The sequence below is a fragment of the Acrocarpospora corrugata genome, from assembly GCF_009687845.1.
Lineage (GTDB): Bacteria > Actinomycetota > Actinomycetes > Streptosporangiales > Streptosporangiaceae > Acrocarpospora > Acrocarpospora corrugata.
On sequence record NZ_BLAD01000059.1, the window covers coordinates 52,009 to 67,080 of the forward strand.

The 15,072-nt window shown below is 72.6% G+C and carries 12 protein-coding genes; 6 read left to right on the forward strand and 6 right to left on the reverse strand.

The features are described from left to right. The first annotated feature begins 165 nt into the window (after nucleotides 1-165). The 5 genes from Acor_RS22790 (at nucleotide 166) to Acor_RS22810 (ending at nucleotide 7,328) form a co-directional block, all read left to right on the forward strand. The gene (locus Acor_RS22790) at nucleotides 166-1,593 is read left to right on the forward strand and encodes a glycosyltransferase (RefSeq protein WP_155338750.1); all 1,428 of its coding nucleotides are present in this window, start codon (nucleotides 166-168) and stop codon (nucleotides 1,591-1,593) included. A gap of 140 nt (nucleotides 1,594-1,733) precedes the next feature. Continuing rightward, on the forward strand, nucleotides 1,734-2,195 hold the full coding sequence (locus Acor_RS22795) for a hypothetical protein (protein WP_155338751.1): 462 nt from the start codon (nucleotides 1,734-1,736) through the stop codon (nucleotides 2,193-2,195). Beyond that, nucleotides 2,192-3,763 (forward strand): glycosyltransferase family 2 protein, encoded by a 1,572-nt coding sequence (locus Acor_RS22800; RefSeq protein WP_155338752.1) that lies wholly within the window; start codon nucleotides 2,192-2,194, stop codon nucleotides 3,761-3,763. The genes Acor_RS22795 and Acor_RS22800 overlap by 4 nt, the downstream gene beginning before the upstream one ends. Continuing rightward, entirely contained in the window at nucleotides 3,760-5,634 is a 1,875-nt protein-coding gene (locus tag Acor_RS22805; protein ID WP_155338753.1) for a glycosyltransferase, read from the forward strand. The genes Acor_RS22800 and Acor_RS22805 overlap by 4 nt, the downstream gene beginning before the upstream one ends. Then, complete coding sequence (locus tag Acor_RS22810; protein WP_155338754.1) at nucleotides 5,631-7,328, forward strand: glycosyltransferase family 2 protein; 1,698 nt, start codon at nucleotides 5,631-5,633, stop codon at nucleotides 7,326-7,328. The genes Acor_RS22805 and Acor_RS22810 overlap by 4 nt, the downstream gene beginning before the upstream one ends. On the opposite strand, the gene Acor_RS22815 is transcribed toward Acor_RS22810, so the two are convergent. The 6 genes from Acor_RS22815 to Acor_RS22840 form a co-directional block, all read right to left on the reverse strand. After that, nucleotides 7,306-8,052 (reverse strand): polysaccharide deacetylase family protein, encoded by a 747-nt coding sequence (locus Acor_RS22815; protein WP_170317042.1) that lies wholly within the window; start codon nucleotides 8,050-8,052, stop codon nucleotides 7,306-7,308. The two genes, Acor_RS22810 and Acor_RS22815, sit on opposite strands and share 23 nt — an antisense overlap. A gap of 151 nt (nucleotides 8,053-8,203) precedes the next feature. Next, complete coding sequence (locus Acor_RS22820; protein ID WP_246238987.1) at nucleotides 8,204-9,493, reverse strand: homoserine dehydrogenase; 1,290 nt, start codon at nucleotides 9,491-9,493, stop codon at nucleotides 8,204-8,206. After that, entirely contained in the window at nucleotides 9,490-10,872 is a 1,383-nt protein-coding gene (gene lysA, locus Acor_RS22825) for a diaminopimelate decarboxylase (protein ID WP_155338756.1), read from the reverse strand. Before lysA ends, Acor_RS22820 begins: the two co-directional genes overlap by 4 nt. Before the next feature lie 60 nt (nucleotides 10,873-10,932). Further along, entirely contained in the window at nucleotides 10,933-11,565 is a 633-nt protein-coding gene (locus tag Acor_RS22830; RefSeq protein WP_155338757.1) for a DALR anticodon-binding domain-containing protein, read from the reverse strand. A gap of 12 nt (nucleotides 11,566-11,577) precedes the next feature. Then, nucleotides 11,578-12,465, reverse strand: coding sequence for a serine/threonine-protein kinase (locus Acor_RS22835; protein WP_155338758.1), 888 nt, complete (start codon nucleotides 12,463-12,465; stop codon nucleotides 11,578-11,580). A 9-nt stretch (nucleotides 12,466-12,474) separates the two neighbouring features. After that, nucleotides 12,475-14,193 (reverse strand): HsdM family class I SAM-dependent methyltransferase, encoded by a 1,719-nt coding sequence (locus Acor_RS22840; RefSeq protein WP_155338759.1) that lies wholly within the window; start codon nucleotides 14,191-14,193, stop codon nucleotides 12,475-12,477. A gap of 61 nt (nucleotides 14,194-14,254) precedes the next feature. Here Acor_RS22840 and Acor_RS22845 point away from each other — a divergent pair, with 61 nt between their 5' ends. Next, on the forward strand, nucleotides 14,255-15,070 hold the full coding sequence (locus Acor_RS22845; protein ID WP_155338760.1) for a PP2C family protein-serine/threonine phosphatase: 816 nt from the start codon (nucleotides 14,255-14,257) through the stop codon (nucleotides 15,068-15,070). The last annotated feature ends 2 nt before the right edge of the window (nucleotides 15,071-15,072 follow it).

The window sequence follows — 15,072 nt, forward strand, 5'->3', positions numbered from 1 at the left end:
GGGCCAACTGCCCAAGGCGCGGGATGCGCTGTCCAATTGATGGGATATGTCGGCAAAAATTGGCCGGTCATTGGGGGCTAGCTCTCCCATCGAACACTCAGAGTGTTTCACTAGAGTTCACGACGCGAAATTTCACCACTCGTGCGAGACGTGAGGAGCGCGACTGTGACGGGCAACGCCGCCCGGCCGAGGATCCGCCACAACGACTACGCTCCGCTCACTCCGGCGGAGCCCGGAGAGTGGACGCCGTCGCTGGCAGTAAGTGTGATCGTGCCGGCCTATGGCGGGCAGCACCGCCTGGATCTGGCGCTGGCCGCGCTGGCGGCGCAGAGCTACCCGCCGGGACTGACCGAGGTCATCGTCGTGGACGACGGCAGCGAGCCGCCGCTGCGCCTGCCGGAGCTCCGGCCCGAGCGCTGCCGGGTGATCCGGACGAGCCCGGACGGCTGGGGTCCCGCGCACGCGCTGAACGCGGGGGTCGCGGTCGCCGAGGGCGCGGTCATCCAGCGGCTGGACGCCGACATGGTGCCGTATCGGGAGCATCTGGAGGTGCTGCTGCGGTGGCACCATCTCACCGATTACCTGGTCACCATCGGCGGGAAGGTGTTCGTGCCGGAGCCGCCGCTCACGCCGGAACAGGTGCACGCGGCGGTCGGCGCCGGCACGCTGGCGGAGCTGATCGATCTGACCGGGGCGATGCCGAGCAGCACCGAGAAGACGATCAAGCGACTTGACGGGATGCGTAAAAGCCGCAATCCCTATCACGTGTGCACGGGGCCCACGATGTCGCTGCATCGGGCGTTTTATCAGAGCGCGGGGGGATTTGACGCCGAGGTGCATCGGGGGGAGGACACCGAGTTCGCCTATCGATTGGCCCAGGCTGGGGCGGTGTTCGTGCCGGATTTGGCGGCGAAGGCCGTACATCTGGGGATTCCGGCGCAGCGGCGGGATCGGGAGGCGACGATCCGGGCGGTGGAGCCCTATCTGGCGCATCGGGTGCCGCTGCGGCGGGAGTTGCGCAAGGAGCGCGGGCGGGGCTGGCGGGTGCCGTACATCGAGGTGGTGCTGGATGTGGGGCGGGCCGGTGAGCTGGTGGCCAGGGAGGCGATCGAGGCGGCGCTGAACGGCTCGGTGCCGGATGTCGTGGTCACGCTGGTGGCGCCGTGGTCGAGCCTGCCGCACGGGCGGTCGGAGGAGCCCGCCACGGAGCTGGAGCTGCTCGCGGCGGGGTTCCAGGATGATCCGCGGGTCCGGCTGGCCGACCAGGTGCCGCCGACGGCCTTCCCGGTGCCGTTCCGCTACACCGGGCCGGTGGACACGCCGCTGGCCCCGGACACGCTCGAACGCCTGACCAAGATCATGACAGCCGACCGGACGGGGCTGCTCTACATGCGCCTGCCGAACGGCCGGATGGCGGCGCTGGAACGCACCGAGGCGGTGAGCCGGGCCCGGCTCGTCGCATTGGCGGAGGAACCACTCACTCAGGTCATCGAAGCGACTCATGGAGTACGGCACGCAACATCCCCCACGGGGGACATATCGGATAAGCAGCCACTTCGTGATCGACTTGCCCACATACGGCAGTCACCCTGACGCCCGATCGAAGCACCTCTTTGGGATCTCTCAGGAACATCTCCCACAATTCAGGCAGTCACTTCTACTAGGCTTTATGCATCCCCGGCCCGCACCTGGTCCGCCCTATTCCTCCGGGCGGCTGACACGGAGGTTTACTCATGCCGACACCCCGCCGACTGGCCATCATGGGTGCCGGGGTCGGCACGGTCGCGATCGCCGTCCTGGCTCTGCTCGTGATCGTCGGCGTGGTCGAGCCGGTTGAGGCGCTGACGCTGGCCGGGCTGGCCGCGGTGCTCGCCGGGCTCGCCTTCCTGGTGCTCAACCTGCGGCGGCTGGACGGCAAGGTGCTGCGCATCGACGCGCGGGTCAAACGCGAGGAGCGGCAGCTGACCGAGATCGCCGCCGGGCTGGCCGCGCTCACCGCCAAGCTGGACAGCATCTCCCCCGCGCTGGCCGAGGCCGCCGTGCAGCATGACGAGGATCTGCGCGCGGTGCTGGCGTCGCTGGGCGAGGACCGGGTGAACGCGATGTTCGTCCGGCGCGAGATCGAGGCCGAACTGCAGGAGATCCGGCGGCGCACCGAGGCGATGGCGTCCCTGATGGACCGAGTGACTCATTGACCGCCCGGATCAGGCACAACGACTACGGCGTCCTGGTTCCGCCCGCGATCGGGGAGTGGCAGCCGCGGCTGTCGGTGACCGTGGTCATCCCGGCCTACCAGTGCCAGGACGCGCTGGACCGGACGCTGGCCGCGCTGACCGCGCAGACCTACCCGGCGGCGCTGCTGGACGTGGTGATCGCGGACGACGGGAGCACGCCCGCGGTGACCGTGCCGGCGCTGGCTCCGGCGCGTACCCGGGTGGTGCGGGTGCCGGAGGGCCGGTGGGGGCGCGGCTGGGCCCGCCAGACGGGGGCGTCGGCGGCGCGCGGCGACGTGCTGCACTGGCTCGACTCGGACATGATCCTCTATCGCGACCACCTCGAGTCGCACATGCGGTGGCATCACCTGGCTGACCACCTGGTGGTGCACGGCGTGATCCAGTTCACCGACGCCGAGAAGGCGCCGCCGTCTCCGGCGGAGGTGGCCACGGCGGTCCGGGACGGGAACGCGGGTCTGCTCTTCCCGGCGGAGAGTGTGCGCCCGCACGAATATTCGGCGAAGATCCTGGCCGAGACGCGGCAGCTGCGAGACGCGGGGCAGCGGGCGTATCTGCTGCATTCCGGGGCGACCACGTCGGTGCCGGCGCGGCTGCTGGAACGGGCCGGGGGTGTGGACACCTCGCTCAACATGGGTGAGGACACCGAGCTGGGGTATCGGCTGGCGCAGGCCGGGGCGGTTTTCGTGCCGGATCAGGCGTTGAGCTGGCATATCGGGCTTTCCACGGTGTTGCGCCGGGAGAAGGACGTGCACCGGCACAACTGGAGCCTGCTCGGCAGCGTCATCCCGTTGTTGCGGTGGCTGCGGGCCCATCCGCGGCGGCAGTGGGCGGTGCCGTTCGCGCAGATCGTGGTGGATTCGGCGGGGGCCTCGTACGAGCAGACCCGGGCCAGCGTGGACGCCGCCCTGGCCGGCACCGTGGCCGACACCGCCGTCGTCGTCCTCGGTCCGTGGTCGAAGCTGACCGGCGAACGCCGCAGGTCACTGGACGAGCCGCTGCTGGAGCACCGCCTGGTGTCCAACCTGTACGCGGCCGAGCCCCGCGTCACCCTGGCCGAGTCGGTGCCGCCGACGGCCACCCCCGCGCCCTGGCGGCTGCGCTGCCCGGCCGGGTGGGTGCTCGGCGCCGACACCCTGGCGCGCCTGATCAAATTCGCCGACCAGGACCAGCTGGGCCTGGTCAGCGCCGCCCTCACCGAGACCGCCGCGGGCGTCACGGCGGTCCGGCTGGAACGTACCGCCGCCTACGGCCGGGCGTCGCTCTACCCGGACGAGGAAGCCGACGACGTGGTGGACGAGCTGTTCGGCAGCGCCTGGCTGGACGGCGGCGAGGTCGGGATCACCACCCCCGACCTGGCCGACCCGCTCACCGGCGTCCCCGCCAAACTCCGCGCCGAAGTGGCCCGCTGGCGCGCGGAAGCCGGCCGCCACGAGGCCGAGGCGGCGCGCTGGAAGGCCGAAGCGGAACGCCTGGCCGCAGAACAGGCCGCCGTACCGCCCCGCCGGAACTGGTTGAGGACGAGCCGATGAGTACGCAGCAGATCGTCACGGCGGCGCGGGAGCGGCAGGCCCGCGTCTACACGATCGGCGTCGAATCACCGGCCCTGCTCGGCCCCGGGATCGTCGACCTGGACACGGCCGAACTGGTCGCCGACGAAGGCACCGCGCCCGAAGTCCTGGTGATCGCCAGGACCGCCACCGACCTGCGCAGAGCCGCCACCGTGCACTCCGCGCTGCCGGAGACCGAGCGGGTCACCGTCGTGGTCGAGCAGGTCCCCCCCGGCTGCCCCGCCCCCGCGCCGTCGCTGACCCCCGCGCACCGCTGGCGGCGACTGACCGAGCTGCGGGTCAGCCGCCCGAAGGCGAACTCCTGGCGGGTGGACGCCACCTTCTCGACCCCGATCCCGGCCGGGCGCACGGTCGCCGCCGTGGCGCGCGCGTTCGCCGGCAACCGCCTGGAGGCCACCGCCGCGCCGGTCCCGGTGCTGGCGGGGGCCGGCTCGGCGCACTGGCGTCCCGGCGACCCGAACGCCGCCATCGCCGGCGTGGCAGGCCCGCTGCCGATCAGGATCGGCGCGCCCGCCGGGGACCTGGTGGTCCGCACCGGCGCGCCCGCGGCGGGCTGGGACGGCGCGGAGATCCCCCTGGACCGGCCGCTCCCCGAGTCGCTGACCTGGGAACGGATCGGACGGCCCGGCGGGGCCGCGCTGCTCGGCGCGACCATCACCGACATCGCCATGCTCCCCCCAGTGGACGACCGCTCGGTCAACCCGGCCGGATTCGTCAGCGTGCCCACCCAGGGCCTGGCCGACCTGGTGACCAGGGACGGCCGCTGGACGGTCGTCCTGGACGGCGGCGTGCTCGCCCGCCTCCCCGCCTCCGGCGCGGTCACCGACGCCGACGTGGCGCTGCTGCGGCGGCTGCGCGGCCTGCGCGTCGACTGGCGGCGCGGGCACACAGGACCGCTCACCGCGGTCCGGGTGATCGCCTCGCTGGCCGCCGCAGGAGTGCCCCTGGTGACCGGCCCGATCCCCGTCTGGGCGGCGGCCCTCGGCCCCGAACTGAGCCGGCTGCTGGCCGGGATCACCGACGCCGACCTCGCCGACGACCTGCGCCGCGAGGAGCTCAGCATCCTGGTCCGGCGGCGGGCCCTGCGCGCCCACGGCGTGCACGGCCGTTACGGCCAGCTCGGCGCGTCCGCCGCGCAGACCCCCAGCACGTCCATCCTGCTGGCCACCCGGCGGCCGGAGATGGTGGGTTTCGCCCTGGAGCAGGCGGCCCGCCAGCGCCGGGTGAACACCGAGGTCGTGCTCGCCCTGCACGGGTTCTCCCGCGACCAGCCCTGCGTGGCCGCCGCCATCGCCGCCTTCGACCGGCCGCTCCAGGTCTTCCAGGCCGAACCCGGCCTGATCTTCGGCGACGTGCTCAACCAGGCCGCCGCCCGCGCCTCCGGCACCCACCTGCTCAAAATGGACGACGACGACTGGTACGGCCCCGAGTTCCTGGCCGACCTGCTGCTCGCGCACGCCTACTCCGGCGCCGAGGTCACCGGCACCTCGCCGGAGTTCGTCTACCTGTCCTCGATCGACGTCACCGTCCACCACGAGCAGGTGACCGAGCAGGTCAGCAACTTCATCGCCGGCGGCACCATCCTGACCACCCGGGCCGCCTTCGACGCGGTCGGCGGGTTCCGGCCGCTGCGCCGCTCGGTGGACACCCAGTTCCAGCACGCCGTCCAGGCGGCCGGCGGCCAGCTCTACCGGGGCCACGGCCTCGGCTACATCCTGCGCCGCGGCCCGGCCGCCGAGCACACCTGGCGCGAGCCGATCGGCACCTTCCTGCGCAGGAACAAACGCCAGTGGCGCGGTTTCCGCCCGAACGCGCTGATGGAGCTGGCGTGAGGCCGCGGCTCCGGCGCAACGACTTCGGCGCCCTCACCCCGCCCGAGCTGGGCGGGTGGCGTCCTTCGCTGCGGGTCAGCGTGGTCATCCCGGCGTACGGCGGGCAGGACCAGCTGGACCTGACCCTGGCCGCACTGGCCGCCCAGACCTACCCGGCCCAGCTGCTCGACGTGGTGGTCGTGGACGACGGCGGCCCGAACCCGATCCTGCCCCCGTCGCTGGCCCCGGCCAGAACCCGGATCGTGTCCAGCGCCCCCGGCGGCTGGGGGCGGGCGTGGGCCTGCCAGACCGGGTACGACACCGCCGACGGCGACGTCATCCTCACCATGGACGCCGACCTGGTCCCGCACCGCCACCACGTCGAGGCGCACGCCCGCTGGCACCACCTGGCCGACTACCTGGTCGTCACCGGCTGGCCCGAGTTCACCGACATCTCGGCCGGGCTGCCGTCCCCCGTGGACGTGTACACCCGGGTCAGGGCCGACGAGACCGAAACCCTGTTCACGGCCGACCCGGACCAGTCGCACCAGTGGCTCCAGGACATCGTCGACCGGCACGACGGGCTGCGCGCCGCGCCCAGTTCGGTGCTGTACCGCGCCCACGTGGGCGGCACGGCCTCGGTGCCGGCGGCGCTGCTGCGGGCGGCCGGCGGCATGGACACCGAGCTGGTGCTGGGCGAGGACACCGAACTCGGCTACCGGCTCACCCAGGCGGGCGCGGTGTTCGTGCCGGAGCGGGCAGCCCGCTGCTGGCATCTCGGGCAGACCACCGCGATGCGGCGGCTGGACGAGGTGCGCGCCTTCAACGCGCCGTTCATCGCCAACCGGATCCCGTACCGGCGCTGGCTGCGCACCGATCCCGGCAGGCAGTGGCGGGTGCCGTACGTGGAGGTGAGCGTGGACGCGCGCGGCGCGCGCCACCAGGACGTGCGGGCGACCGTGGACAGCGCGCTGGCCAGCACCCTGCCCGACGTGCGGGTGGCGGTGCGCGCGCCGTGGCGGGCGCTGACCGGGGAGCGCCGCAGGCCGCTCGACGAACCGCTGCTGGACCTGCGGCTGCTGGAGGCCGGCTACCGCGAGGACGGCCGGGTGCGGCTGGTCGAGGACGAGCCCGCCACCGCGGCCCCCGCGCCGTTCCGGTTCAGCTGCCCGCCCGGCTGGTCGGTCGGCCCGGAGACGCTGGACCGGCTGATCAAGCACGCCGAGCTGCACGAGAGCGGGGTGCTCAACCTGGCCCTTGAGGAGCGGGACGGCGAGGTGCTGGCCGCCCGGCTGGAGCGCACCTCGGCCGTGGCCAGAGCCCGGCACCTGGCCGACCGGGGCGAGGACCCGGACGACGTGATCGCCAAGCTGTTCGACGTCACCTGGCACGACGGGCCCGAGTTCGGGCTGCTCGCGCCCGGCGTGGCCTACCCGCGCCTGCTCGGCAACCGGAACAGGGCCGCCGCGCAGTGGCGCGAGCGCGCCGAGAACGCCGAACGGAACGTGACCAAGCTGAAGGCCCGGGTGGACGAGGTCAGGACCGAGAACCTGCGGCTGCGGCGGGCCGCCGGCAAGGGCGAGAGGGACGCCGTCCGGTGGCAGACCAAGGCCGAGGAATGGCGGGTGACCGCCACCCGGCTGGGGCGGCGGCCCACCCTGCGAGGCCGGGCCGCCCGGGTGCTGCGCAGGCTCACCTTCCGGGGACGGGCCTGACCTTCCCGCCGATCACGTCGGCCAGCGGGCGGACCACCGTGCCGTGCGACTCGCGGGTCTTCAGCCAGGCCAGGAACTCCTCCAGCAGTTCCGGGGTGACCGAGTACTCGCCGCAGCCCTCGTCTGCCGCGCAGATCCGGTGGAAGACCAGCGGGAGCAGGCCGTAGCCCTTCCCCTCGGCGGCGAGGACCTCCTCCTGGATCTCCTCCAGGGTGTTGTCGGCGCGCACCGAGCCCGGCGTGCGGATCCGGAACTTGTCCCGGGGCGGGAGGGGCTCGGCGTAGCCGCCGCACTCCAGGCAGCCGGGCTGGGTCAGGCCGCCGACCGTGCGGGCCGCGTTGTAGCCGCAGTAGGCCGCCATCCGGTGCACCGGCGTGCTCTCCGACCCGTACGGATAGGCGAAGGTCCGCACCTTGAAGCCCATCTTGAGCAGCGCCTTGCGGTCCTGGCAGATCTCCTTGCGGGCGGTCAGCGGGGCCACCTCGGTGAGGCGGACGTGGTGCAGGGTGTGACCGCCGATCTCGTGGCCCTGCTTGGCGAGGACCTTGACCTGGTGGACGGTGAGGCTGCCGCGTTTACCGAGTTCGCCGCTGTTGATGTAGAACGTTCCGCGCATGCCGTACCGCCTGAGCAGCGAGCCGACCATGGCGTGGCTGGCGTCCCCGTCGTCGAAGCCGAGGGAGACGGTGATCTTGGGTTTGGCGGCCTCTGCGCTGGCGGGCACGGATAACGCCATCGCGGCTAAGACCGCGCAGATAACGCCGAGGACTCTCACTGAACCATCCCAATGTGGTGTTCGCGTGCGCATAAGTGTGCCACTGACCGAAAAGGCACGTGCCAACCATTCCGGATCTCTATGGCAACTCCCAGACAGGTCAGGGAGCTTCGTCGCCCTCCACCCGCATGACACTGGCGACCGCGCGGACGATGTCCATCTCGCGCAGGTCCTCCACGGTGGCGGAGAGCGCCGCGTCGGTGGCCCGATGGGTCACCAGGACCAGCTGTGCGTCATCGCCCCGGCCCTCCTGGCGGACGGTCTGGATGGACACGTCGTGGCGGGCGAACACGTCGGCCACCGTGGCCAGCACGCCCGGCTTGTCGGCCACGTCCAGCGACACGTGGTAGCGGGTGACGGTCTCGCCGACCGGATGCACGGCCAGGTCGGCGTAGACCGACTCGGTCGGGCCGCGCGTCCCGGCCAGCCGGTTGCGGCCCACCGCGACCAGGTCGCCCAGCACGGCCGACGCGGTCGGCGCGCCGCCCGCGCCCGCGCCGTAGAACATCAGCCGCCCGGCCGACTCGGCCTCCACGAACACCGCGTTGTACGCCTCCCGCACCCCGGCCAGCGGATGCGACCTCGGGATCATCGCCGGATGCACTCGGACCCCGACAGAACGCCCGTCCTCCGAGCGCGCGCAGATGGCCAGCAGCTTGATCACGTAGCCCATCGCCTTGGCCGAGGCCACGTCGGAGGCGGAGATCTCGGTGATGCCCTCGCGGTGCACGTCCGCGGCGGTCACCCGGGTGTGGAAGGCGATCCCGGCCAGGATGGCGGCCTTGGCGGCGGCGTCGAAGCCCTCCACGTCGGCGGTCGGGTCGGCCTCGGCGTAGCCGAGCGACTGCGCCTCCTCCAGTGCGTCGGTGAAGGACGCGCCGGAGGAGTCCATCTTGTCGAGGATGTAGTTGGTGGTGCCGTTGACGATGCCGAGCACCCGGTGCACCCGGTCCCCCGCCAGCGACTCGCGCAGCGGCCGGATCAGCGGGATCGCCCCCGCCACCGCGGCCTCGAAGTAGAGGTCGGCCCGGTTGGCGGCGTGCACGGTCGCGCCGTCCTCGGCCAGCAGCGCCTTGTTGGCGGTGACGACCGACTTGCCGCCGGCCATCGCGGCCAGGATGAGCGACCTGGCCGGCTCGATGCCGCCGATCACCTCCACCACGATGTCCACGTCGTCCCGGGTGACCAGGGCGTGCGCGTCGGTGGTGAGCAGCTCAGGCGGGACCTGCGCGTCCCGTTTGCGGGCGAGCTTGCGCACGGCGACCCCGGCCAGCTCCAGCGGCGCTCCCACCCGGGCGGCCAGGTCGTCGGCCTGCTCGGTGAGCAGCCGGACCACCTGGGAACCGACCACGCCACACCCGAGCAAGGCGACTTTCAATGGTTTGCTCACAACTGCCCCCTAAGCAAGTCGTCCTCGGTCTCGCGCAGGACGATCACGCGGGCCGTGCCACCGGACACCGCGACCACCGCGGGCTTGGGCAGGTAGTTGTAGTTGCTGGCCAGCGAGCGGCAGTACGCCCCGGTGCCCGCGACGGCGACCAGGTCGCCGGGGGCCAGGTCGGCCGGGAAGTAGAGGTCGCGGATCACCATGTCGCCGCTCTCGCAGTGCTTGCCGACCAGGCGGGACAGCATCGGGCCCGCCTCGCTGGACCGGGAGGCCAGGCGGGCGGTGTAGTCGGCGCCGTACAGCGCGGTGCGGATGTTGTCGCTCATGCCGCCGTCCACGCTGACGTAGCAGCGCAGGCCGTCCACGTCCTTGACCGTGCCCACCTCGTAGAGGGTGATCCCGGCCAGGCCGGCGATCGAGCGGCCCGGTTCGACGGTGAGCCGGGGCACCGGCAGCCCGCGGGAGGCGCAGACGTGCGCGACGATCTCGCGCAGGCTCTCCGCGATCAGCTTGATGTCGGGGGCGTCGTCACCCTCCAGGTACGGAATCCCGTAGCCGCCGCCCAGGTCGAGTTCGGGCAGCACCACGCCGTGCTCGTCGCGGATCTGGACGAGCAGCCCGGCCAGCCGCCGGGCGGCCACCTCGAAACCGGCGGTGTCGCTGATCTGGGAACCGATGTGCGAGTGCAGGCCGACCAGTTCCAGCGAGGGCAGCGCGAGCACCCGGCGGACCGCCTCGGCCGCCGCGCCGCTGCTCAGTGAGAGGCCGAACTTCTGGTCGTCGTGGGCGGTGGCGATGAACTCGTGGGTGTGCGCCTCCACGCCGACCGTGACGCGGATCATCACCTTGGGGCGGGTCCCGTGCTTGTCGGCGTAGTAGCCGAGCCTGGCGATCTCCTCGTAGGAGTCGACCACGATGTGCCCGATGCCGGCGACGACGGCGCGCTCCAGCTCGGCCGGGGACTTGTTGTTGCCGTGCATGGTGACGCGCTCGGGCGGGAAGCCGACGCTGAGCGCCACGGCGAGCTCGCCGGCGCTGCACACGTCCAGGCCGAGGCCCTCCTGCATGATCCAGCGGGCCGCCTCGCGGCACAGGAACGCCTTGGCCGCGTAGTGCACCTCGCCGTCGTGGAAGGCGGCGCGGAAGTCGCGGCAGCGGGACCGGAAGTCCTCCTCGTCCAGCACGTACAGCGGGGTGCCGAACTCGGTGGCCAGGTCGCGGACGTCCATGCCGCCGATCGTGATCGTGCCGTCGATTCGCTCCGACGTTCGCGGCCAGATCGCCGGGTTGAGGGCGTTCAGGTCGGCGGGCGCGTGCGGCGGGCGTTCTTCAGGCAGCACCTCGGCGTGCCTGTCACCGGCGGGATGGGCGAATCGACTCACCCGAACGAGGTTATCGGACTCCCCGGGCCGGATGAGACGGTTGCCCATCTGCCGAGACCGTCACATCCGGTCGGGCGGGACCTCGGCGGAGACGGCGGCCAGCACGATCCTGACCGCCCGCGCCAGCCACAGCCGAGCGGTGTGCAGTTCTCCCGGGGGCTCGTCCCCGACCGGCGTCGCCGGGGCCCGTTCGTGGGCGTCGTGGTAGGCCCCGGCCAGATGTTCCGCGAACGCCGCCCAGCGGGGATCCCGGCTGACCCGGCGGCTCGGCAGTTCGGCCAGGGTCCGCAGCACCGCCCGGTCCTCGGGGCCGTCGAGCAGTTCCGGCCGGAAGCCCGTCATCGGGATGTCCAGCCGGGCGGCCCAGCGGGCGACACCGACCGCGCGCGCGTACGCATATTTTACGACAAATCCGGGATTGTCCCAGGTCTGCGGGCCTTCCGGCCAGGTGCAGGAGGCCAGGTGGGGCAGTTCCTCCAGCTCCACCACGTGCTCGCCGGGCAGCGTGACGGTCAGCAGGAGCAGGCCGTTCGGCTGGATCTCCACGCAAGTGATTCCGTCCACCGCGCGCAGGCCCTCCACCTCGGCTTCGGCGCGGAGCAGGGCGGGTGAGGTGTAGCGTGCGGCGTCCGCCCACGAGCCCACCGGGGTGGGGGGTGAGCCGAGGAGCGCGCCGAGCCGGTCAGGGGTCACCGGAGGACTGTATTAACCCGGGACACGTCCGACCACCCTGGCGTACATGCGGCCGGGCGCCGGGACCGGGTCCAGGAAGCCCGGCAGGGCGGGCAGGTCCACGGCGAAGGTCTGGAGCAGCTGGTAGAGGGTGTCGGCGTCGGCGGGGCGGCGGTCGGGGTCCTTCTCCAGCAGGGCGACGATGAGTTCGGCCAGCTCGTCGGGGATGCCGGGGACGCGCGGCGGGAGTTCCTTGACCTGACGTTCGAAGACGACGTAGTCGGTGGGGCCGGTGAACAGCTGGCGTCCGGTGAGCATCTCGTGCAGGACGCAGCCCAGCGCGTACAGGTCGCTGCGGGGTCCGGCGACGCCGCGCTTGATCTGCTCGGGGGCCATGTACGCGGGGGTGCCGAGGATCTGGCCGATCCGGGTGAACTGGGCGCCGTCGGCCTCGCGCAGGATGGCCAGGCCGAAGTCGAGGACCTTGACCGTGCCGTCCGGGCAGAGCATCAGGTTGGTCGGCTTGAGGTCGCGGTGGCAGATGGAGAGCGCGTGCGCGGCCGACAGCACGGCGCACGCCTGCGCGCCGATGGCGGCCGCCCAGGCCACCGGGAGCGGGCCGTGCTCGCTGACCACGTCGGCCACGGTGACGCCGTCGATGAACTGCATCACCTGGAAGAGGCGCTGCTCGTGGGTGCCGAAGTCGTACAGGACGGGGGCGCCCGGATGTTCCAGCCGGGCCAGGATGCGCGCCTCCCGGATGAAACGGCGCTCCAGCTCCTCGTCGGGGCCGCCGGGCAGGCGGAGGAACTTGACCGCGACCTTGCGGTCGAGATGTTTGTCGTGACCGCCGTAGACGGCCCCCATGCCACCCTGACCGAGGGGGAGGTCGTCAAGCTCGTATCGGTCAGCGATGACCATGCGGCTACTTTAGAGGAGATGTCCGCTGGCGAGGCCGTCCAAGGCCAGCCGGATCAGCCGTTCTCCCCGCCGCGTGGTGGCCCGCAGCGCGTCGTCCAGCTCCGCCAGCCGCCGGAAGGCCGCGCCATAGGGCCTCTGCTCCGGCAGCGAGAGGCGGGGCACCCGGGTGCGGCGCGCGTCCAGGCGGCTGGTCCCCCGGCTGAGCCCGCCGCCCGCCCGCAGGAAACCGGCCAGGAAGTCGGCGTCCAGCCGGTCCTGGTCCAGCCGGTAGAGGGTGAGCTGCGGCCCCAGCACCGCGCCGCCCTCCGCGATCACCCGGACCACCCCGGCGGGCGTGGTGACCACGTCCCCCGGCTCGACCACGATCTGCCCGGCCGCCGATCCCGTCCACCCGGACGCGACCCCGCCCAGCAGCACGTCGTCGCCGGACAGCACCGGCACGTCGCCCTGCTCGGCCACCTCGCCCGGCTTCAGCGCCGAGTGGTGCACGGCCAGCAGCCCGGCCTTGGCCAGCTCGCCGACCGTGGTCATGTTCAGGTCCCTGGGCTGGTCCAGCACGTCGAGCCCCGGGCCGGTCAGCGTGCTCGCGGTGGCCCGGAACTCCGCCTGGACGGCGACGAACTCGGCGGGCGTGCCCTTCTGGTCGAAGCGGAGCGGGCTGACGTCCACCTCGTCGTCGAGCAGGTCGATGATGCGGACCCCCTGCGGGTCACGCTGGAACTCCAGCCAGGCGGGCCAGGCGCCGGCCACGTCGCCGTTGAACATCAGCACCTGCGCGGGCGGGCGCTCCCCGCTCTCCGGGCGGCGCAGCAGCCACAGGTCCGCGCCGCCGAGCGCGATCACGGCCCGCAGCGCGCCGCCGCGGAGCAGGTTGGCCCTGATCCTGCGGCCGGGACGGCGGGTGGCCGCGGCGGGCGGCATCAGGATCACCACGGTGCCGCCGGGCCGGACCCGGGCCAGGCAGTGCTGGACCCAGGCCAGCTCGGGTTCGCCGCGCGGCGGCAGGCCGTATTCCCAGCGCGGGTCCCCGGCCAGCTCGTCGTGGCCCCAGGCGCGCTCGTTGAACGGCGGGTCGCAGACGACGGCGTCGGCGCGCTCGGCGGGGAAGCCGTCCTGGCGGAGCGAATCCCCCGCCACCACGCGGCCGTCCACGCCGCGCATCCGCAGCCGGATCTGGGCGATCCTGGCCGAGGAACCGGACAGTTCCTGCCCGATCGCGGTCTTCGCGCCCAGCAGCAGCGTCCCGATCCCGCAGGCCGGGTCGAGCAGGGTGCCGCCGCCGGACAGCCGGGTCATCAGCTCGGCCAGGTCGGCCGGGGTGACCGCCAGCTGGCGGGAGTGCGCGTCGACGTAGCGCTCGCAGAGGAACTCGAACGCGTCCCGCGCCCCCCGCTCCTCGGCCAGTTCGGTGAGAAGCGCGGTGACCCCGGCTTTCAGCCCGGACGGGCGCCCTTCCAGGAAGTCGCCGGCCGCGGCCACCAGCTCCCCGAGGCGCAGGTCCTCTCCGGCGGCGCGCAGCCGCTGCCAGGCCAGATCCCCCGGCGACACCTCGTAGGGCTTGCCGTTGCGGCGCAGCCACGCCGCCACCTCGGACAGCGAGAACAGCGGGCTCGCGGTGGTTCCGCCGACCGGCTGCGGGAAGTCGTCATGACGGCGACGCCAGTTGCTCACCGCGGCCCGGCCGACATCGGCCAGCCGGGCGATGTCGCCAGCGTTCACGTAAGTCACGTCATCACTCTACACGACACGTCTACTTGTGAAGTGCTTCAACCAATGTTTTACTGTGCACATGGAACACAGCACGCTGGGACTCCGGTACGCCGCCCGATCCGATGTCGGCCAGCGCCGCGTGAAGAACGAGGACTCGGCCTACGCGAGCGGACGGCTGCTCGCCATCGCCGACGGAATGGGCGGCCACCCGCACGGCGCGGTCGCCGGCGCCACCGCGATCCGGGTGCTGTCCGGCCTCCCCATGGACGGGGATCCGGTGGCCGCGCTGGAGGCCGCGGTGCACACCGCCGCCCAGACGCTGAAGAGCATGGCCGAGGCCGATCCGGCCATGAACGGCATGGGCACCACGCTGACCGCCATGCTGTGGAACGGCAGCGGCTTCGCGCTCGCCCACGTCGGCGACTCGCGCGGCTACATGCTCCGCGACGGCGTGCTGTACCAGATCACCCATGACCACACCCTGGTGCAGTCGCTGGTGGACGACGGCCGGATGACGCCGGAGCAGGCGGCCGAGCATCCCCGGCGCTCGATGCTGATGCGGGCGCTGGAGAGCACCGGCAATGTGAATCCCGACATGTCCACCCGCGGCGCCTACTCGGGCGACCGTTACCTGCTCTGCTCGGACGGCCTGCCCGCCGTGGTGTCGCCGGACACGATGCACGAGATCCTCACCTCCGTAGCCGACCTCGACACCGTCGCGCGCACGCTCGTGGACCTCGCCAACCGGGGCGGCGGGCCCGACAACATCACCTGCGTCGTCGCCGACGTGGTCGAGCTGGCACCGGGGCCCGGCGGAGAAGGGCACCCCATCATGGTGGGCGCGGCGGCCATCGAGCAAGACCCCACCCCGGACCCGGCCGACCACGTCGCATGACC

What these genes read in the sequence shown, in the direction of transcription:
- Acor_RS22795 (WP_155338751.1), top strand. Translation starts at nt 1,734, where the DNA reads ATGCCGACACCCCGCCGACTGGCCATCATGGGTGCCGGGGTCGGCACG.
- Acor_RS22805 (WP_155338753.1), top strand. Translation starts at nt 3,760, where the DNA reads ATGAGTACGCAGCAGATCGTCACGGCGGCGCGGGAGCGGCAGGCCCGC.
- Acor_RS22835 (WP_155338758.1), bottom strand. Translation starts at nt 12,465, where the DNA reads ATGGTCATCGCTGACCGATACGAGCTTGACGACCTCCCCCTCGGTCAG.
- Acor_RS22845 (WP_155338760.1), top strand. Translation starts at nt 14,255, where the DNA reads ATGGAACACAGCACGCTGGGACTCCGGTACGCCGCCCGATCCGATGTC.